This is a genomic window from Pseudomonas sp. JL3, from assembly GCF_031570575.1.
Classification (GTDB): Bacteria; Pseudomonadota; Gammaproteobacteria; order Pseudomonadales; family Pseudomonadaceae; genus Aquipseudomonas; species Aquipseudomonas cucumis.
The window spans coordinates 70,156-88,762 of record NZ_JAKWJK010000013.1 but is presented as its reverse complement, the minus strand read 5'-3'; the positions used below and the strand labels follow the sequence as shown (position 1 = coordinate 88,762).

At 57.8% G+C, this 18,607-nt stretch carries 17 protein-coding genes; 9 read left to right on the top strand and 8 right to left on the bottom strand.

The window, feature by feature from the left end:
- The first annotated feature begins 193 nt into the window (after window positions 1-193).
- Window positions 194-1,003: a tRNA cyclic N6-threonylcarbamoyladenosine(37) synthase TcdA gene (gene tcdA / locus MMG91_RS20775; protein ID WP_310660546.1), complete on the top strand. Its 810-nt coding sequence runs from the start codon at window positions 194-196 to the stop codon at window positions 1,001-1,003.
- Window positions 1,004-1,122: 119 nt separating this feature from the next.
- Here tcdA and MMG91_RS20770 read toward each other — a convergent pair whose 3' ends face one another.
- From MMG91_RS20770 to map, 8 genes are all read right to left on the bottom strand, one after another.
- Window positions 1,123-1,527 carry a SufE family protein gene (locus MMG91_RS20770; RefSeq protein ID WP_305448378.1) on the bottom strand — a complete coding sequence of 135 codons (405 nt, stop codon included), beginning with the start codon at window positions 1,525-1,527 and terminating at the stop codon, window positions 1,123-1,125.
- Window positions 1,524-2,729 carry a cysteine desulfurase gene (locus MMG91_RS20765; protein WP_310660545.1) on the bottom strand — a complete coding sequence of 402 codons (1,206 nt, stop codon included), beginning with the start codon at window positions 2,727-2,729 and terminating at the stop codon, window positions 1,524-1,526. The genes MMG91_RS20770 and MMG91_RS20765 overlap by 4 nt, the downstream gene beginning before the upstream one ends.
- Before the next feature lie 142 nt (window positions 2,730-2,871).
- On the bottom strand, window positions 2,872-3,906 hold the full coding sequence (gene dapD / locus MMG91_RS20760; RefSeq protein WP_305504750.1) for a 2,3,4,5-tetrahydropyridine-2,6-dicarboxylate N-succinyltransferase: 1,035 nt from the start codon (window positions 3,904-3,906) through the stop codon (window positions 2,872-2,874).
- Between the two features lie 33 nt (window positions 3,907-3,939).
- A complete protein-coding gene (locus tag MMG91_RS20755) occupies window positions 3,940-4,302 on the bottom strand; it encodes an ArsC family reductase (protein ID WP_310660544.1) in 363 nt (120 codons plus the stop codon).
- A 574-nt stretch (window positions 4,303-4,876) separates the two neighbouring features.
- Complete coding sequence (locus MMG91_RS20750; protein WP_310660543.1) at window positions 4,877-5,599, bottom strand: M12 family metallopeptidase; 723 nt, start codon at window positions 5,597-5,599, stop codon at window positions 4,877-4,879.
- Between the two features lie 277 nt (window positions 5,600-5,876).
- Window positions 5,877-7,076 carry a succinyldiaminopimelate transaminase gene (gene dapC / locus MMG91_RS20745; RefSeq protein WP_310660542.1) on the bottom strand — a complete coding sequence of 400 codons (1,200 nt, stop codon included), beginning with the start codon at window positions 7,074-7,076 and terminating at the stop codon, window positions 5,877-5,879.
- A 120-nt stretch (window positions 7,077-7,196) separates the two neighbouring features.
- The gene (locus MMG91_RS20740) at window positions 7,197-9,899 is read right to left on the bottom strand and encodes a [protein-PII] uridylyltransferase (protein ID WP_305448383.1); all 2,703 of its coding nucleotides are present in this window, start codon (window positions 9,897-9,899) and stop codon (window positions 7,197-7,199) included.
- A 45-nt stretch (window positions 9,900-9,944) separates the two neighbouring features.
- Window positions 9,945-10,727 carry a type I methionyl aminopeptidase gene (map, locus tag MMG91_RS20735; protein WP_095631674.1) on the bottom strand — a complete coding sequence of 261 codons (783 nt, stop codon included), beginning with the start codon at window positions 10,725-10,727 and terminating at the stop codon, window positions 9,945-9,947.
- 373 nt (window positions 10,728-11,100) lie between these two features.
- Between map and rpsB the strand changes: the two genes are divergently transcribed.
- From rpsB to rseP, 8 genes are all read left to right on the top strand, one after another.
- Window positions 11,101-11,838 (top strand): 30S ribosomal protein S2, encoded by a 738-nt coding sequence (gene rpsB, locus MMG91_RS20730; protein ID WP_007907989.1) that lies wholly within the window; start codon window positions 11,101-11,103, stop codon window positions 11,836-11,838.
- A gap of 192 nt (window positions 11,839-12,030) precedes the next feature.
- Window positions 12,031-12,894 carry a translation elongation factor Ts gene (tsf, locus tag MMG91_RS20725; RefSeq protein WP_305448384.1) on the top strand — a complete coding sequence of 288 codons (864 nt, stop codon included), beginning with the start codon at window positions 12,031-12,033 and terminating at the stop codon, window positions 12,892-12,894.
- A 208-nt stretch (window positions 12,895-13,102) separates the two neighbouring features.
- Window positions 13,103-13,846 (top strand): UMP kinase, encoded by a 744-nt coding sequence (pyrH, locus tag MMG91_RS20720; RefSeq protein ID WP_003172271.1) that lies wholly within the window; start codon window positions 13,103-13,105, stop codon window positions 13,844-13,846.
- Window positions 13,843-14,400, top strand: a complete 558-nt coding sequence (gene frr / locus MMG91_RS20715; protein ID WP_007907979.1) for a ribosome recycling factor — start codon at window positions 13,843-13,845, stop codon at window positions 14,398-14,400. Before pyrH ends, frr begins: the two co-directional genes overlap by 4 nt.
- Before the next feature lie 13 nt (window positions 14,401-14,413).
- Window positions 14,414-15,169, top strand: a complete 756-nt coding sequence (uppS, locus tag MMG91_RS20710) for a polyprenyl diphosphate synthase (protein ID WP_008015050.1) — start codon at window positions 14,414-14,416, stop codon at window positions 15,167-15,169.
- Entirely contained in the window at window positions 15,169-15,972 is an 804-nt protein-coding gene (locus MMG91_RS20705; RefSeq protein WP_310660541.1) for a phosphatidate cytidylyltransferase, read from the top strand. Before uppS ends, MMG91_RS20705 begins: the two co-directional genes overlap by 1 nt.
- The gene (gene ispC, locus MMG91_RS20700) at window positions 15,969-17,159 is read left to right on the top strand and encodes a 1-deoxy-D-xylulose-5-phosphate reductoisomerase (protein ID WP_305448387.1); all 1,191 of its coding nucleotides are present in this window, start codon (window positions 15,969-15,971) and stop codon (window positions 17,157-17,159) included. Before MMG91_RS20705 ends, ispC begins: the two co-directional genes overlap by 4 nt.
- Before the next feature lie 52 nt (window positions 17,160-17,211).
- Window positions 17,212-18,564: a sigma E protease regulator RseP gene (rseP, locus tag MMG91_RS20695; RefSeq protein ID WP_305504754.1), complete on the top strand. Its 1,353-nt coding sequence runs from the start codon at window positions 17,212-17,214 to the stop codon at window positions 18,562-18,564.
- Window positions 18,565-18,607 lie beyond the last annotated feature (43 nt).

Here is an 18,607-nt window from a genome sequence, read left to right as displayed (position 1 = left end):
TGACCGTACAGCGGACAGGGAAATGCCGGACATTGGGCAATCCAGGTCGACTTAAGTTCTTTGACCGGGGCGCTATAGCCCAATTCCAATAATTTGTAGTCATTTGAAGTCGTCAAGACAGCCGTCCATAGCCCAAAGGTGCTCTTGACCGCCGACAGCCCTATAATGCGCGCCGGTTTTTGGGGTAATGGTCATGAGTACAGAAGATCCGCGGTTTGCTGGCATCGCCCGCTTGTATGGCATCGAAGGCCTTGAGCGCTTGCGCGCGGCCCATGTGGCGATCGTCGGCGTCGGTGGCGTCGGCTCCTGGGCGGCGGAAGCCGTTGCCCGGTGTGGCGTGGGCGAGATTTCGCTGTTCGACCTGGACGACGTCTGTGTCAGCAACGTCAACCGTCAACTGCATGCGCTGGACAGTACCGTCGGCAAGCCCAAGGTCGAGGTGATGGCCGAGCGCCTGCGCGGGATCAACCCGGACTGCACGGTGCACACAGTGGCGGACTTCGTCACCCGTGAAACCATGGCCGAGTACATCACGCCGGACATCGACTGCGTGATCGACTGCATCGACAGCGTCAACGCCAAAGCGGCGCTGATCGCCTGGTGCAAGCGACGCAAGATCCAGATCATCACCACTGGCGGCGCGGGGGGGCAGATCGACCCGACACTGATCCAGGTCTGCGACCTGAACCGCACGTTCAACGATCCGCTGGCGTCGAAAGTGCGCTCCACCTTGCGCCGCGACTACGGCTTCTCCCGTACCGTGACCCGTCACTACAGCGTGCCGTGCGTGTTTTCCACCGAGCAACTGCGCTACCCGAAACCGGATGGCAGTATTTGCTTGCAGAAGAGTTTCGTCGGTGACGGCGTGAAGCTCGACTGCGCCGGGGGCTTTGGCGCGGTGATGATGGTGACGGCGACGTTCGGCATGGTCGCGGCGACCAAGGCTGTGGATAAGATTGTGGCGGGGGTTCGGCGCCCGGCGGATCGAATCAAGCCTGACTGACACTGATCGTTCCCACGCTCTGCGTGGGAATGCAGCCCGGGACGCTCCGCGTCCCTTTCGAGAACTGGAACGCGGAGCGTCCCTTGAGGCATTCCCACGCAGAGCGTGGGAACGATCATTCAGGCGGCGAGTTCTCGCATTCGCTGGAGCACGGCATTGAGGCCATTACTGCGCGACGACGACAACTGCCGCGACAGGCCTAGCTGATTAAACCAATCCGGTAAATCCACCTGCTGCAGTTCAGCTGCCGACAACCCATTGACCCGTGCCAGCAGCAGCGCCACCAACCCGCGAATCAACCGCGCATCGCTGCTGGCGCTGAACTGCCAATGACCGTCCTGCAGCGCACCGACCAGCCACACCTGGCTTTCACAGCCATGCACGCGGTTAGCTTCGACTTTATCCGCATCGCTCAATGCAGGCAGGCGGTCGCCCCATTGCATCAGCAACCGTGCCCGCTGTTCCCAGCTCGCAGTCTTCTGAAAAGTGTCCAGCGCCGTGACGGCATCGGCGGGCAAGGTCATCGCAACAACTCCAGGGCCTGATCCAGCGCTTCAAAAAAGCGCTCAAGGTCTTCCGAATCGTTGTACAAGGCCAACGACACCCGAATCGCCCCGGCCAGTTCAAAGCTCTTGAGCAACGGCATGGCGCAATGATGACCGGCGCGAACGGCGATTCCCTGTTCGGTCAGCAAATGCGCCAGATCAGCGTTATGCACGCCCTCGACGACAAAACTGGCCAGTGCCAGTTGCGGCTTGCCCAGCAGGCGAATGCCGTTGCGCGCTTCAAGGCCTTTGAGCAAATAGTCATGCAGCGCGGCTTCGTGGGCGGACACGGCGTCCTGATCCAGCCCGGCCAGATAATCCAGGGTCGCCCCCAGGCCAATCACGCTGGAAATCGGCGGCGTACCCGCCTCGAACCCCAGCGGCGCGGGACGAAAGCGTGCGTCGTGGTAGTTGGCATCCAGCACCATTTCGCCGCCGAACTGCCATGGGCGCAGTTGCTCGAGCGCTTTATGACGACCGAACAGCGCCCCCAGGCCATCCGGGCCGTAGAGTTTGTGGCTGGAAAACACATAGAAGTCGCAACCCAGCGCCTGCACGTCATGCCGGCCATGGACCACGCCTTGAGCGCCGTCGACCACGGTCAGCGCGTTGTGCGCCTTGGCCATCGCCAGCAACGCGGGCAGCGGCTGCCAGGCACCGAGCACGTTGGACAGCTGACTGACCGCCAGCAGGCGTGTACTCGGGCCGATCAGGTGAGCGGCGGCTTCAAGGTCAATCAAACCGTCGGCATCCAGCGGCAGGATCACCAGCTTCAAGCCGCGACGGTGGGCCAGTTGCTGCCACGGCAACAGGTTGGCGTGATGCTCCAGGGCGCTGATGACAATTTCATCGCCCGGATTGAATACGTGTTCCAGGCCATAGGCCAGGAGGTTCAGCGCGGATGTTGCGCCGTGGGTAAAGATGATTTGCCCGCAATCGCCGGTATTGAGCCATTGCGCAACTTTGCTGCGGCTGTTCTCGAACGCCTGGGTGGCATGGGCGCCGGGCAAGTGTTGCGCCCGATGCACGTTGGCCGCGCCGTTGGCGTAGTAATGCGCCAGGGCATCCAGCAGGGCTTGAGGTTTTTGCGTGGTGGCGGCGTTGTCCAGATAAGTCTGGTCTTGCCGTTGCAGAGCGGCGATGGCCGGGAAATCGGCGCGCCAGGGAGAGGGAATCATCATGTTGTTCGGCCCTGGTGACATGGGCGGGGGGAACGCCTGACCTGTAGGGGCGAGGCTGCCCGCGAAGGCGTCATTACTGGCGCTAATAGCTTCGCGGGCAAGCCTCGCTCCTACAAGATCAGGTGATCGTTTGACGCTCTGATTAGTTGTGAGCGTGCAGCGCTTCGTTCAGTTCGATGGCCGATTTGTGGGTTTTGCACTCCACGGCACCGGTCTCCGAATTGCGGCGGAACAGCAGGTCAGGCTGACCGGCCAGTTCACGGGCTTTAACGACTTTGACCAGTTTGTTGTGCTCGTCCAACAGCGCCACCTTGGTGCCGGCGGTCACGTACAGGCCCGACTCGACAGTGTTGCGGTCGCCCAACGGGATACCGATACCGGCGTTGGCGCCGATCAGGCAGCCTTCACCGACCTTGATCACAATGTTGCCACCACCCGACAGGGTGCCCATGGTCGAGCAACCGCCGCCCAGGTCCGAACCCTTGCCGACAAACACGCCTGCCGACACACGGCCTTCGATCATGCCCGGGCCTTCGGTGCCGGCGTTGAAGTTGACGAAACCTTCGTGCATGACGGTGGTGCCTTCGCCCACGTAAGCGCCCAGACGAATACGGGCCGCATCAGCGATACGCACGCCGGCCGGTACCACGTAGTCGGTCATTTTCGGGAACTTGTCCACCGAGAACACTTCGAGCAGCTCGCCGCGCAGACGGGCTTCCAGTTGATGTTCGGCCAGTTCGGCCAGGTCGATCGCGCCCTGGCTGGTCCAGGCCACGTTCGGCAGCAACGGGAAGATCCCGGCAAGGTTCAGGCCGTGCGGCTTGACCAGACGATGGGACAGCAGGTGCAGCTTGAGGTAAGCCTCAGGCGTGGAGCTCAGCTGCGCGTCTTCGGCCAGAATGGTCGCGACCAGCGGCTTGTGGCTCTCGGCCAGACGGGTGAGCAGCGCAGCCTGGGCAGCGTCGACGCCTTTCAGCGCTTCGGCCAGTTGCGACGCCTGAGCGGTGCTGAAGGCGATGGCCTGATTGCCTTCGGTGTAGCCCAGAACCGGCGCAATGGCAGCGACCAGTTCGGCCGACGGGTTGAGCAGTGGCTGCGCGTAAAACACTTCCAGCCATGTGCCTTGACGGTTTTGAGTGCCGACACCAAAGGCCAGGCTGAACAGGGTAGTGGACATGTTGATACCTCTAACAAAATGGAACGGGCTGCCTTACTTGAGTGCGGCCGCGTAGATATCTGGCTTGAAGCCAATCAGGGTTCGGTCACCGAGATCGAGCACTGGGCGCTTGATCATCGAGGGTTGCGCGAGCATCAGTTCGATGGCTTTCGGCTGGTCGAGATCGGCTTTGCGTTCGTCGTCGAGCTTGCGAAAGGTCGTACCTGCACGGTTCAACACCACTTGCCAGCCGTGCTCGTCGCACCATTGGCTCAGGTGTTCACGGTCGATTCCGACTGCTTTGTAATCATGAAAGTCATAACTGACAGCGTGTTCATCGAGCCAGGTGCGCGCTTTTTTCATGGTGTCGCAGGCTTTGATGCCGAAAAGGTGCAACGTTTTGCTTGAAACGGTCAAGGAATTGCCCCCTTTGCAGGTGCTGAAAATAAAAGGTGACGGATTATGCCATGACCGGACGGTTTCGCGTCGGCTGTGGTCGGGTTTGTCTTTTTGACTTGGCCATCAGATGTTCCGTGCGGCATGGGTGCGACGGTCAGTCAGCAGTCTAGAGGGCTAATATGGCACTTCAATGCTGTCGATTGCATGGGAGCCGCTCTTTTATTTTTGCAAGTCCGGATGAATCAATAGCGCATAGGTGCCCAGCATTTTGCCCACAGCTTTGAGTAATTGACGAGCGAGCGCTTGCGTCGAGACCTGACGGTTGAAGCAGCATTGGCTGGGTTTTCATTGACGGCGACGTCCTACGACTCCTGATAGTCCGGCCATTGGATGAACGTGCAGTTTTCAAGGTTATTCATTTTTAACTTCTTCCGTGAAGTGTCATTTTGAGGAGGGCGTTGAGCGCTTAACGATGCGTCACAAAAAACAGCATAGGAAGGAATCTGTTCGTGGATAAAATGTAAGGCTCTATAATGTGTAACTTTATATTAACTGTCAGAGGCAGCTTGTCTACACCTGGCAGTATTTATGTTTATCGTCCGCTGTAAATGTCTGTCATCAGCTTTACGTCGTTTGCAGATAAGCGGTTGTTGCGCGCTATCGCTACACCGTCGAGAGTAAGTTCAGCCTGGATAGGGTAGTGCATGATTGAGGTGCGGTCATAAGGCAATGTTCTAGTGTTTGATTTTTCAAATTTTTTTAACATGTTGAAATGGATCTCCTCTCTTGACCATTTTTGTGTTCGACTCATGAATTCGTAAACGACAGTTTCGTTCCAGTTAATATTGGCATCTGGATGTTGATGCTCGTGTACAAGCCCAAGAGCGTGGCCAAACTCATGCAGCACGGTACCGAAGAAATCTTGATCTAGTCCTTGCCATTGCAAATTCATGGTCGGGCCATCTTTCGGTACAGTCAGTGCGTCAGTGCCAATACAGGACCAATTCCCTGAATGGAACTCGTCAGATATCGGGATATCACCCTCCGAACCTTTGACGAAAAGGATGCTAACGTCAAAGACGGCAGGTATCCATTGGTGGATTGCTCCTTTTGTGGCATCGATGAACCAAGGGTTTGTGCTCAGAAAAGCCACTTTTAGTGTCCGACCTTTTTTCCAGAATTTGGTGTGGTCGCCTACAGCGCGTTTTTGTCGACCTCCCGGTATTGCCTGGGGTGCGTTCGCTCGGTCTTCATTAATTGCCGCATCATAAGAAGCCTGAGTGTCATCGGGCTCAATGCACTTGCATAAGTTCATGCTCGTCATCCTTGTGAGAGTGTGTTGTTTGAAGTCTCTATTATTGGAGATTCATGGGTTTGTTTGGCTATGTGATTTTGTTTTGATCTGGTGTTCAGATGGGTTTTTATAGTGTGTATTGCTTGGTGTCGTCAATTGGTAGGCGAAAGAGATATGTAAGTTTGTTTTTTAGAAGAGGGTGTTGTTGTGTGTGTGCTGGGGTGTGGAAGTATTTTTAAATAAGTGGCTTGGTTAATAGTGTTCCGCACTACATTGCATAGTGCGGAGCTTTTATGAGTTATTTGTTACGTGTAATAAACGCGCGAATTCGCTCTGCGGCTTCAATGCATTCTGCCAGCGGTGCAACCAGCGCCATACGTACTCGGCCTGCGCCGGGGTTTGAACCGTTCACTTCGCGAGACAGGTAAGACCCTGGTACGACCGTCACATGCTCTTCGACAAACAGGTCACGGCAGAACGCTTCATCATCACCGGCAACGCTAGGCCACAAGTAGAAGCCGCCATCCGGGCGTTGCACGTCCATCACCGGGCTAAGGATTTCCAGCACCGCATCGTATTTCTCGCGATACAGCGCGCGGTTGGCGCGCACATGCACTTCATCATTCCATGCAGCAATGCTGGCCAGCTGGGTCTGAACCGGCATCGCGCAGCCGTGGTAGGTGCGATAGAGCAGGAAGCCCTTGAGGATGTCGGCATCACCAGCGACAAAACCTGAACGCAGGCCCGGCAGGTTGGAACGCTTGGACAGGCTGTGGAACACCACGCAACGTTTGAAGTCCTTGCGACCCAGTTCGACGCAGGCGCTGAGCAGGCCCGGTGGCGGGGTTTGTTCGTCGAAGTACAGCTCGCTGTAGCACTCGTCCGCGGCGATCACGAAGTCGTATTCGTCGGCCAGAGCAATCAGCTTCTTCAGGGTTTCGACCGGAATCAGCGCGCCGGTCGGGTTGCCCGGCGAGCACAGGAACAGGATTTGGCAGCGTTTCCAGATGTCTGGCGAAACAGCGTCAAAGTCTGGATTGAAGCCGTTTTCATCCAGGCACGGCAGGTAATGCGGCTTGGCCCCGGCCAGGAACGTGGCGCCTTCGTAGATCTGATAGAAAGGGTTCGGGCTGACCACCAAGGCATCGTCGCCACGGTTGACCACGGTTTGGGTGAAGGCGAACAGCGCTTCACGGGTGCCGTTGACCGGCAGTACGTTGCGCGCCGGGTCGAGCCAGCCGTTCGGGACGTTGAAGCGACGTTCGCACCAGGCGGCAATGGCTTCACGCAGCGCCGGGATGCCGAGGGTGGTGGGGTATACGGCCATCTGATCCAGATTGCTCGCCAGTGCTTCGGCGACGAAACTCGGCGAACGGTGTTTCGGCTCGCCGATGGATAGCGCAATGGCGCGTTTGTCCGGGTTTGGCGTGACGCTGCCGAGCAGGGCGCGGAGCTTTTCGAACGGGTAGGGCTGCAACTGGTTCAGAGCGTTGTTCATGGGGGCCTCTATAAATGTGGGAGCGGGCTTGCTCGCGAAAGCGGTGTGTTAGTCACCATCAATGTTGTTTGACAGGACGCTTTCGCGAGCAAGCCCGCTCCCACAGGGAAATTTGTTAATTCAGATGCTGATGCGCGAAAGTTTGATATCGGGTTCCTGGCTGACGCTCAGCTGTTCGACGATTGCATCCTGCAAACGGCTGCACAGCAACGGGTCGGATAGCGGCTGATTGTTGGCGTCGGTGATGAAGAACACGTCTTCCACGCGCTCGCCCAAGGTGGCGATCTTGGCGTTCTGCAGCGACAGATCGAACTCGAGGAAGATCGTGCCGATCCGCGCCAGCAGGCCGGGACGATCGGGCGCACTGAGCTCCAACACGGTCACCGGACGCTGGGCGTCGTTGTGGATCGTCACCTGTGGCGCAAACGCGAAATGCTTGAGCTGGCGCGGCACCCGACGCTGGATGATGGTCGGGTAGTTGTCCGGATTGCGCAGGGCTTCGGTCAGGCCTTCGCGGATCTGCTTGACCCGTGCCGGGTTGTCGCCGATCGAGTCGCCATCGGTGTCGAGCACGATATAGGTGTCGAGGGTGAACTGGCTGCTGGAAGTGATGACCCGGGCGTCGTGAATGTTCAGGTTGAGCTGGTCCATCGCGGCCACGGTCACGGCGAAGAAGTCGTGCTGGTCTGGAGCATAAATGAAGATCTGCGTACCGCCCTCGAACTCGCGCTGGGTGGTTTCCTTGATCAGCACCAGCGGGCCACCGTCAGCCGGTTGCTGCAGAATCGCGTCGGTGTGCCAGGCCACGTCGCCAGCGGTGTGGCGCAGGAAATAGTCATCACCCAATTGCGCCCAGAGCTGCTCGACATCGTCCGGATCGTTGCCGCCGCGTACCAGGATGTCCAGTGCCGCGCTCTGAGTCTGGCGGATCTGCTCTTCGCGATCTACCGGGTTCTCCAGGCCACGACGCAAGGCGCGCTTGGTCTCGGTGTAGAGCTGGCGCAACAGGCTCGCGCGCCAGGAGTTCCATAGCGTTGGGTTGGTTGCGTTGATGTCCGCAACGGTCAGCACATACAGATAATCAAGACGGGTTTCATCGCCGACGGTCTGCGCGAAATCGTGGATCACGTGCGGGTCGGACAGATCCTTGCGCTGGGCGGTGGTCGACATCACCAGATGGTTCTGCACCAGCCACACGATCAGACGGCTGTCCCATACCGGTAACTGATGGCGCTGGCAAAAGGCTTCGGCATCCACGGCGCCGATTTCGGAGTGATCGCCATGCCGGCCCTTGCCGATGTCGTGATACAGACCGGCCAGGTAAATCAGTTCGGGTTTGGGCAGTTTGGCCATGAGCTTGCTGGCCAGCGGGAATTTTTCCGACACCTGGGTGTACTGCAGCTTACGCAGGTGTTTGATCAGGTTCAGGGTATGGGCATCGACCGTATAGATGTGAAACAGGTCGTGCTGCATCTGCCCGACAATGAAACCGAACTCCGGCAGATAGCGCCCAAGGATGCCGTAACGGTTCATCCGCCGCAGATTGCGGTGGATGCCGATCTTGCACTTGAACAGCTCGATGAACAGGCTGGTATTACGAATGTCGTTGCGAAAATCGTCGTCGATAAGATGACGATTTTCCCGCAGCAGGCGGATGGTATCGGCGCGTACGCCTTTGATCTCCGGTTGCTGGGCCATCAGCACAAAGATCTCGAGCATGGCGAATGGCGTACGGCGAAACACGTTGTCGCTACGCGCCTCGATGTAGCCGTCGTGCAGCTGGAACCGCGAGTTGATCGGTTGTGGTGGCGCTTCGTCTTCGGGGGCCAGGATCACTTCTTCGAAGTGCTGGATGATCAGGTCGCTGAGCTGGGCAATGCTCATGACCACCCGGTAATACTGCTGCATGAAGTTTTCGATGGCTTGCTTGGCGTCATTGCCTTCGAACCCCAACAGCCCGGCGATGGAACGCTGGTGATCGAACAGCAAGCGGTCTTCGGAGCGGCCGGCGAGCATGTGCAGGGCGTAACGTACTTTCCACAGAAACTCCTGGGACGAGGCCAGCAGGGCGTTTTCGCTCTCCACCAGGAATCCTTCGCCCGCCAGGGCCCGCAGGTTCAGGGTGCCGTACTGACGGCGGGCGACCCAGAGAATCGTCTGAATATCCCGCAAGCCGCCAGGCGAACCTTTGACGTTGGGTTCCAGGTTGTATTCAGTGTCGTTGTATTTGTGGTGACGGGCCTTTTGCTCGGCGCGTTTGGCCAGGAAGAACTCCTTGCTCGGCCACATGTGCGCGGTGCTGGTGACATCCAGCATGCGCTGGCGCAGCCGCTCGGGGCCGCAAATAGTGCGGCTTTCCATCAGATTGGTGACGACCGTCAGGTCGGCACGGGCCTCGACGGCGCATTCGTCCACCGAACGAACGCTCTGGCCGACTTCCAGGCCGATGTCCCACAGCAGCGTCAGAAAGCGCTCGATGGAATCCCGAAAAATTTCGTGATCGGCGCTGTCCAGCAAAATCAGCAGATCGATGTCGGAATAGGGGTGCAACTCGCCGCGACCATAGCCGCCGACCGCCACCAGGGCAATATCGGCGTCTTCGCTCCAGTTAAACTGTTCCCAGGCCTGTTGCAGGATGTTGTCGATAAACCAGGCGCGATCCTCGATCAGCCGGCGAATATCCCGGCCACTGCGAAACCGCTCGTCGAGCACCTCGCGGGCCTGACGGATCGCCTTCTTGAAAGCAGCAATAGGGCTTGCCTTCAGGGCCAGTTCAGCCTGGAACTGGCCGCGGTCGAAGAGTTCGGGATCCACCTGCGGCATCGATTGGCTTTCCTTTCTGTAAGGCTGGGAACGGAGCGGGCGGGATCAGGCCGAAACGCGTGCGATGGTGTCGTCGCTGCGCAAAGTGAAGATCTCGTAACCGGTTTCGGTCACCAGCAGAGTGTGTTCCCACTGTGCCGACAGCTTGCGATCCTTGGTGATGGCGGTCCAGCCGTCGCCCAATACCTTGGTGTCAGCCTTGCCCTGGTTGATCATCGGCTCGATGGTGAAGGTCATGCCGGCTTTCAGTTCCATGCCGGTGCCGGCGCGGCCGTAGTGCAGGATCTGCGGCTCTTCGTGGAACACCTTGCCGATGCCGTGGCCACAGAACTCGCGAACCACCGAGAAGCCGTTCTTTTCGGCGTGCTTCTGGATCACTTCACCGATATCGCCCAGGCGGCAGCCGGGTTTGACCAGTTCGATGGCCTTGTACATGCATTCCTGAGTCACCTGGGACAGGCGCTCGGCCCAGACCGGCACCGTGCCGACGTGGAACATGCGGCTGGTATCGCCGTGGTAGCCGTCCTTGATCACGGTGACGTCGATATTCAGTGTGTCACCATCCTTCAACGGTTTCTCGTTCGGGATGCCATGGCAGACCACATGGTTGATCGAGGTGCAGATCGACTTCGGGAAGCCTTTGTAGTTGAGCGGGGCTGGGATGGCTTTCTGCTCATTGACGATGTAGTCGTGGCAAATGCGGTCCAGTTCTTCGGTGGTGACACCCGGTTTGACATAATCGGCAATCATTTCCAGCACATCGGCGGCCAATTTGCCGGCGATCCGCATTTTTGCGATGTCCTCTGGGGTTTTGAGGGTGACGGTCATACAGGCTCTCTCTGCGCTCAATGGCGCTTTCTAAAACGAAATGGGCATTGCGCGAACAATTGTCGCGGCCCTGAAAAACACGATTCTATCAGACGATCAACGCAAATCTGAGCCTCTGTGCATCGCTTCTCTCTATAGGATGGCGCATTCTGGGGGGATTCCAAGGCGGGGGCCAAAAGCATTCCCCCGGTTTTCAGAATCCGGGTTCCGTTTTTTTCTGCCTTGTGATATAAAATGCGCCGCTTTCCGGGGATACCCTGAAAAGCTTAAATCCACACACGTGTCGACACGATGACCTGGGTGCCTTCAGCTGAAGCTGCTGGTTGGTCATTGGGATACGTGGAGGCCAAACCCGACTTATTAAGGAACTATCATGTCCCAAGTCAACATGCGCGATATGCTGAAGGCCGGTGTGCACTTCGGTCACCAGACCCGTTACTGGAACCCGAAAATGGGTAAATACATTTTCGGCGCGCGTAACAAGATTCACATTATCAACCTTGAAAAAACCCTGCCAATGTTCAACGAAGCTCTGACTTTCGTAGAGCGTCTGGCCCAGGGCAAAAACAAGATTCTGTTCGTCGGCACCAAGCGTTCCGCTGGCAAGATCGTTGCTGAAGAAGCAGCACGTTGCGGTTCGCCGTACGTCGATCACCGCTGGTTGGGCGGCATGCTGACCAACTTCAAAACCATCCGTGCTTCCATCAAGCGTCTGCGTGACCTTGAAGTACAAGCCGAAGACGGTACTTTCGCCAAGCTGACCAAGAAAGAAGCGCTGATGCGCACTCGCGATCTTGAGAAGCTGGATCGTTCCCTGGGTGGTATCAAGGACATGGGCGGTCTGCCAGACGCTCTGTTCGTTATCGACGTTGATCACGAGCGCATCGCGATCACCGAAGCCAACAAGCTGGGCATCCCGGTTATCGGCGTAGTCGATACCAACAGCAGCCCGGAAGGCGTTGACTACATCATCCCAGGCAACGATGACGCAATCCGCGCTATCCAGCTGTACATGGGTTCGATGGCTGACGCTGTAATCCGTGGTCGCAACCACGTTGCTGGCGGCACCGAGCAGTTCGTTGAAGAAGCTCCGGCAGCTGCAGCTGAGTAACTGACGCCCTGGCGTTGACTCAGTAAGCAAAAAGGGGGCTTGGCCCCCTTTTTGCCACCTCGAAAACCATTTGTGAGCAGCGCAGCTACAGCATTTGTAACGTGCAGCGGCTAACAAGGGTGGTTCGGGAAGAATTGAACGCCCGTTCGATCGGGTGGAATGGTTGAAAACCTATCCAAGAGGAATTTGAAAATGGCAGAGATTACTGCAGCGTTGGTCAAAGAACTGCGCGAGCGTACCGGCGAAGGCATGATGGATTGCAAAAAGGCCTTGACCAAGGCTGGCGGCGACATCGAAAAAGCCATTGATGACATGCGTGCTTCGGGCGCCATCAAGGCTGCCAAGAAAGCAGGCAACGTGGCTGCTGAAGGCGCGATCGCTCTTAAAGAAGACGGTAAATCCGCCGTTCTGCTGGAAGTGAACTCGCAGACCGACTTCCTGGCCCTGCAAGACGACTTCAAGGCATTTGTTGCTTCCAGCGTAGAAAAAGCGTTCGCTGACAAGCTGACTGATGTCGCTCCGCTGATCGAAGCTCAAGAAGCCGATCGTCTGGTTCTGGTCGGCAAGGTTGGCGAAAACGTCAATATCCGTCGCCTGACTCGCGTTGAAGGTGATGTTGTTGGTGGTTACCTGCACGGCAACAAGATCGGTGTCGCGGTTGTTCTCAAGGGCGGCAACGTTGAGCTGGCCAAAGACATCGCTATGCACGTAGCGGCCACCAACCCTGAATTCCTGCTGCCATCGGAAGTTTCCGCTGAAGCGGTCGAGCGTGAGAAAGGCGTGTTCCTGACCCTCAACGCTGACAAGATCGCTGGCAAGCCAGAAAACATCGTTGAAAACATGGTTAAAGGTCGTATCAGCAAGTTCCTGGCTGAAGCGAGCCTGGTTGAGCAGGCGTTCGTCAAGAACCCTGAAATCAAGGTCGGCGAACTGGCCAAGAAAGCCGGTGCAGAAATTGTTTCTTTCACCTACTTCAAAGTAGGCGAAGGCATCGAGAAGCCGGTCGACAACTTCGCTGAAGAAGTTGCTGCCCAGCTGGCTGCCGCCAAGCAATAAGACAGTTTTTTAACTGTCGCCCTGAAGAGGCTGCCCGCTTACGCGCGCAGCCTCTTTTCAGATGGGGCACCAATTTTATTGGTTTCCTTTTGGAACTGGCTTACAAAGCCATGTTCCGATGGCGCTGAAGCAGTGCCAAGCTAGAGTGAACGCCAGCTGTAAACAGCTCGCAAAGAATTTTTAAAATACGCCGCAGGAGAGATTCGCAATGGCTCAGCAGGGCAGTGGTTATCAGGCTCGCTATAAACGCATTCTACTCAAGCTTAGCGGCGAGGCCCTGATGGGCTCGGAAGAGTTCGGGATCGACCCCAAAGTTCTGGATCGCATGGCACTGGAAGTTGGCCAACTGGTCGGCATCGGTGTTCAGGTCGGTCTGGTGATCGGTGGCGGCAACCTGTTCCGTGGCGCGGCGCTGAGCGCGGCGGGCATGGATCGGGTGACTGGCGACCACATGGGCATGCTGGCCACTGTGATGAACGCCTTGGCGATGCGCGATGCGCTGGAACGTGCCAATATCTCGGCCATCGTGATGTCGGCCATTTCCATGGTGGGTGTGACCGATCACTACGATCGCCGCAAAGCCATGCGCCACCTGAACGCCAAGGAAGTCGTGATTTTTGCGGCCGGTACTGGTAATCCGTTCTTCACCACGGATTCGGCAGCCTGCTTGCGTGCAATTGAAATCGACGCTGATGTCGTGCTCAAGGCAACCAAGGTCGATGGCGTTTACACGGCTGATCCATTCAAAGACCCGCATGCCGAGAAGTTCGATCATCTGACTTATGATGAAGTACTGGATCGCAAGCTGGGCGTGATGGATCTGACGGCCATTTGCCTGTGCCGCGACCACAAGATGCCGTTGCGCGTATTTAACATGAACAAGCCCGGCGCCCTGCTGAATATCGTGCATGGCGGCGCTGAAGGGACCCTGATCGAGGAAGGCCAACAATGATCAACGAAATCAAGAAAGACGCTCAAGAGCGCATGAAAAAATCCGTCGAGTCGCTGGCGCACAACTTCGGTCGTATTCGTACGGGCCAGGCGCACCCAAGCATTCTGGAAGGTGTGATGGTTCCGTACTACGGCTCCGACACTCCGATCAAGCAGGTAGCGAACATCACCGTCAAAGACGCCCGTACCCTGCAAGTGGTGGCCTTTGAGCGCAACATGCTGGGTGCCGTCGACAAAGCCATCGGTAGCGCGGGTCTGAACCTCAACCCGACCAACCTGGGTGAGTTGCTGCTGATCTCCATGCCGGCCCTGACCGAAGAAACCCGCAAGGGCTTCACCAAACAGGCTCGCGATGTCGCTGAAGATGCCCGTGTTGCAGTGCGCAACATCCGTCGTGATGCGAACAGCCAACTCAAGGATCTGGTCAAGGAAAAGGAAATCAGCGAAGACGAAGAACGTCGCGCTACTGGCGAGATTGATGATCTGACCAAAAAGTACGTGGCTGAAATCGACGCGAATTTGGCGCAGAAAGAAAAAGACCTGATGGCCGTATAAGGGTCACGTTTTAATGGATAAGACAAAGCAGACTGCGCCGTCCGCGGTGCCGCGCCATGTCGCGATCATCATGGATGGTAATAATCGCTGGGCGAAAAAACGCTTTATGCCGGGTGTCGCCGGGCATAAAGCGGGTGTGGATGCAGTGCGTGCGGTCATCGAGGTGTGTGCCGAGGCCAAGGTTGAAGTACTGACCCTGTTCGCCTTCTCCAGCGAGAACTGGCAGCGCCCGGCCGATGAGGTCAGTGCCTTGATGGATTTGTTCTTCAAGGCGTTGCGTCGCGAGGCCAAGCGTCTCAACGACAACAACATCAGTTTGCGCATCATTGGCGATCGTTCACGTTTTCACCCGGAGCTTCAGGCCGCCATGCGCGAAGCCGAGGCGATGACTGTCGGTGCCAACCGCTTTGTCCTGCAGATCGCCGCCAATTACGGCGGTCAGTGGGATATCGCGCAAGCCGCGCAGCGTCTGGCTCGCGAAGTTCAGGCCGGGCATCTGCGTCCGGAGGATATTACCCCTGAGCTGTTGCAAACCTGTCTGGCGACCGGCGATCTGCCGTTGCCGGACTTGTGCATCCGTACCGGTGGCGAGCATCGCATCAGTAACTTCCTGCTGTGGCAACTGGCTTACGCCGAGTTGTACTTCTCCGACCTGTTCTGGCCGGACTTCAAACACGACGCCATGCGCAATGCGCTAGCCGATTTCGCTTCTCGCCAGCGTCGCTTCGGTAAAACGAGCGAGCAGGTCGAGGCTGGAGCCCGGGTTTAATGCTTAAACAACGAATCATCACGGCACTGATTCTGCTGCCGATTGCCCTGGGCGGGTTTTTCCTGCTCGAAGGTTCCGGTTTTGCGCTGTTCATCGGGCTGGTGGTGACGCTTGGGGCGTGGGAGTGGGCGCGGTTGGCAGGCTTCACTGCTCAGTCGATACGCCTTGCCTATGCAGCTGTGGTCGCGTTGATGCTGTTTTTCATGCACATCCTGCCGGGGCTCGCACCTTGGGTGTTGGGCGCTGCAGTGCTCTGGTGGGGCGTGGCCACGTACCTGGTATTGACCTATCCACAGTCCAGTCAGCATTGGGCCAGTGCTGCCTGCAAACTGGTGATCGGTTTGTTGATTCTGCTGCCGGCGTGGCAAGGCCTGGTTCTGATCAAGCAGGAGCCCTTGGGTAACTGGCTGATCATGGCGGTGATGGTGCTGGTCTGGGGGGCCGATATCGGTGCGTACTTTTCCGGTCGAGCCTTCGGCAAACGCAAGTTGGCGCCACAAGTCAGCCCTGGCAAAAGCTGGGAAGGCGTGTACGGCGGCTTGCTGGTGAGTCTGGTGATTACCGCAATCGTCGGTTTTGTGCGGGACTGGAGTTTCGCTCAGATGCTGATGGGACTGTTCGGTGCCGCAGTCGTTGTGTTCATTTCAGTGGTCGGCGATCTTACCGAGAGCATGTTCAAGCGCCAGTCGGGGATCAAGGACAGCAGTAATCTGCTGCCCGGTCACGGCGGCGTGCTGGACCGCATCGACAGCCTGACGGCGGCTATTCCAGTATTCGCTGTGCTGCTGTGGATGGCCACATGAGCCGCCCACAACAGATTACCGTGCTGGGCGCGACCGGTTCGATTGGTCTGAGTACCCTCGATGTCATTGCCCGTCATCCCGAGCGTTATCAGGTTTTCGCCTTGAGCGGTTTCACTCGGTTGAGTGAATTGCTGGCGCTGTGCGTGCGTCATGCGCCGCGCTTCGCCGTCGTGCCGGAGTCCGGCGCTGCCCGACGCTTGCAGGACGATTTGCACGCGGCCGGTCTGTCGACCCGCGTTCTGGTGGGGGAGGAGGGCTTGTGTCAGGTCGCATCCGATCCGGAAGTCGATGCGGTGATGGCGGCCATTGTCGGTGCGGCGGGCTTGCGTCCGACCCTGGCAGCGGTCGAGGCTGGCAAGAAGATTCTTCTGGCCAATAAAGAAGCACTGGTAATGTCCGGTGCGCTGTTCATGCAGGCCGTGCGTAAAAGCGGTTCAGTGCTGCTGCCGATCGACAGCGAGCACAACGCGATTTTCCAGTGCATGCCACAGGATTTCGACCGTGGGCTTGGCGCGGTTGGTGTACGTCGGATTTTACTGACCGCTTCTGGCGGTCCGTTCCGGCAGACGCCCATGGCCGAACTGGCGCATGTTTCCCCAGAGCAAGCGTGTGCACACCCGAATTGGTCCATGGGGCGCAAGATTTCGGTGGATTCGGCCAGCATGATGAACAAAGGACTCGAGTTGATCGAGGCCTGCTGGCTGTTCGACGCCACACCGTCCCAGATCGAAGTGGTAATTCACCCGCAGAGCGTGATTCATTCGCTGGTCGACTACATCGATGGTTCGGTATTGGCGCAGTTGGGCAATCCGGACATGCGCACGCCGATCGCCAATGCCTTGGCCTGGCCGGAGCGAATCGACTCGGGTGTTGCGCCGCTGGACCTGTTTGCCATCGCTCGTCTGGATTTCCAGGCGCCCGATGAGGAGCGTTTCCCGTGCCTGCGCCTTGCGCGTCAAGCCGCCGAGGCTGGCAATAGCGCGCCGGCCATGCTCAATGCCGCGAATGAGGTGGCGGTGGCGGCCTTTCTCGACGGACGGGTTCGCTACCTGGAAATCGCGAGTATCATCGAGGAAGTGTTGAACCTCGAGCCTGTGGTTGCGGTAGATGATCTCGAGGCAGTGTTTACGGCCGATGCGAAAGCACGGGTACTGGCCGGGCAATGGCTGAGTCGTCACGGGCGATAAGTGCTGCAATACGTTGCCCCATGCAGCACTGATAGGATTGCGGAGAAAGTACATGAGCGCGCTCTATATGATTGTCGGCACCTTGGTAGCGCTGGGTGTGCTGGTCACCTTCCACGAGTTCGGCCATTTTTGGGTCGCGCGTCGCTGTGGGGTCAAAGTGCTGCGTTTCTCCGTGGGCTTCGGCATGCCGTTGCTGCGCTGGTACGACAGCAAAGGCACTGAGTTCGTGATCGCCGCTATCCCGTTGGGTGGCTACGTGAAGATGCTCGACGAGCGCGAAGGCGAGGTCCCGGCTGATCAGGTCGATCAGTCCTTCAATCGTAAATCTGTCCGTCAGCGCATCGCCATCGTCGCGGCTGGCCCGATCGCCAACTTTCTATTGGCAATGGTGTTTTTCTGGGCATTGGCAATGCTGGGCAGCGAGCAGGTGCGGCCGGTTATCGGCGCGGTCGAGTCTGGCAGTATTGCCTCAAAGGCAGGTTTGAGCCCGGGCCAGGAAATCATGGCCATCGATGGCGAGCCAACCTCCGGCTGGGCCGCGGTGAATCTGCAACTGATCCGTCGTCTGGGTGAGAGCGGTGCCATTCAATTGCTGGTCCGCGAACAGGGCTCCACGGTGGACACACCCCGTGAGCTGGTGCTGGACAAGTGGCTCAAGGGGGCTGAGGAGCCAGATCCGATTCGCTCGCTGGGTATTCGTCCTTGGCGTCCGGCGTTGCCTCCCGTCCTGGCCGAATTTGATCCGAAAGGTCCAGCGAAGGCGGCGGGCCTGAAAGCAGGTGACCGCTTGTTGGCGCTTGATGGCAAGGCGCTGGACGATTGGCAGCAAGTGGTCGACATCGTCCGTATGCATCCGGATACCAAAATCATGCTGCGCGTCGAGCGCGAGGGTGCTCAAATCGACGTCCCTGTGACGTTGGCCGCTCGCGGCGAGAGCAAATCGCCCAATGGTTATCTGGGCGCTGGGGTGAAAGCGGTCGATTGGCCGCCAGAGATGATTCGCGAAGTCAGTTACGGTCCGGTGGCTGCGATTGGCGAGGGTGCCCGACGCACTTGGACCATGAGCGTACTGACCCTCGATTCGCTCAAGAAAATGTTGTTCGGTGAGCTCTCGGTAAAAAACTTGAGTGGACCGATAACCATTGCTAAAGTGGCGGGCGCTTCTGCCCAGTCGGGCGTCGCTGATTTCCTGAATTTCCTTGCTTATCTGAGTATTAGCCTGGGGGTTCTGAATTTGTTGCCCATTCCTGTACTGGATGGGGGACATTTGTTGTTTTATCTGATCGAGTGGGCGCGTGGTCGTCCCTTGTCGGATCGGGTGCAAGGTTGGGGGATACAGATCGGTATCAGTTTGGTGGTCGGGGTGATGTTACTTGCTCTGGTCAATGATCTGGGTCGACTGTAACGCTTCGCTGAATTGCGAATCTGCCGCATTTTGCGGCAGTTTT

Excerpts from the sequence above, each read along its gene's own strand:
- tcdA (WP_310660546.1), top strand. The coding sequence starts at position 194 with ATGAGTACAGAAGATCCGCGGTTTGCTGGCATCGCCCGCTTGTATGGC.
- MMG91_RS20770 (WP_305448378.1), bottom strand. The coding sequence starts at position 1,527 with ATGACCTTGCCCGCCGATGCCGTCACGGCGCTGGACACTTTTCAGAAG.
- MMG91_RS20765 (WP_310660545.1), bottom strand. The coding sequence starts at position 2,729 with ATGATGATTCCCTCTCCCTGGCGCGCCGATTTCCCGGCCATCGCCGCT.
- dapD (WP_305504750.1), bottom strand. The coding sequence starts at position 3,906 with ATGTCCACTACCCTGTTCAGCCTGGCCTTTGGTGTCGGCACTCAAAAC.
- MMG91_RS20750 (WP_310660543.1), bottom strand. The coding sequence starts at position 5,599 with ATGAACTTATGCAAGTGCATTGAGCCCGATGACACTCAGGCTTCTTAT.
- dapC (WP_310660542.1), bottom strand. The coding sequence starts at position 7,076 with ATGAACAACGCTCTGAACCAGTTGCAGCCCTACCCGTTCGAAAAGCTC.
- MMG91_RS20740 (WP_305448383.1), bottom strand. The coding sequence starts at position 9,899 with ATGCCGCAGGTGGATCCCGAACTCTTCGACCGCGGCCAGTTCCAGGCT.
- map (WP_095631674.1), bottom strand. The coding sequence starts at position 10,727 with ATGACCGTCACCCTCAAAACCCCAGAGGACATCGCAAAAATGCGGATC.
- rpsB (WP_007907989.1), top strand. The coding sequence starts at position 11,101 with ATGTCCCAAGTCAACATGCGCGATATGCTGAAGGCCGGTGTGCACTTC.
- tsf (WP_305448384.1), top strand. The coding sequence starts at position 12,031 with ATGGCAGAGATTACTGCAGCGTTGGTCAAAGAACTGCGCGAGCGTACC.
- pyrH (WP_003172271.1), top strand. The coding sequence starts at position 13,103 with ATGGCTCAGCAGGGCAGTGGTTATCAGGCTCGCTATAAACGCATTCTA.
- frr (WP_007907979.1), top strand. The coding sequence starts at position 13,843 with ATGATCAACGAAATCAAGAAAGACGCTCAAGAGCGCATGAAAAAATCC.
- uppS (WP_008015050.1), top strand. The coding sequence starts at position 14,414 with ATGGATAAGACAAAGCAGACTGCGCCGTCCGCGGTGCCGCGCCATGTC.
- MMG91_RS20705 (WP_310660541.1), top strand. The coding sequence starts at position 15,169 with ATGCTTAAACAACGAATCATCACGGCACTGATTCTGCTGCCGATTGCC.
- ispC (WP_305448387.1), top strand. The coding sequence starts at position 15,969 with ATGAGCCGCCCACAACAGATTACCGTGCTGGGCGCGACCGGTTCGATT.
- rseP (WP_305504754.1), top strand. The coding sequence starts at position 17,212 with ATGAGCGCGCTCTATATGATTGTCGGCACCTTGGTAGCGCTGGGTGTG.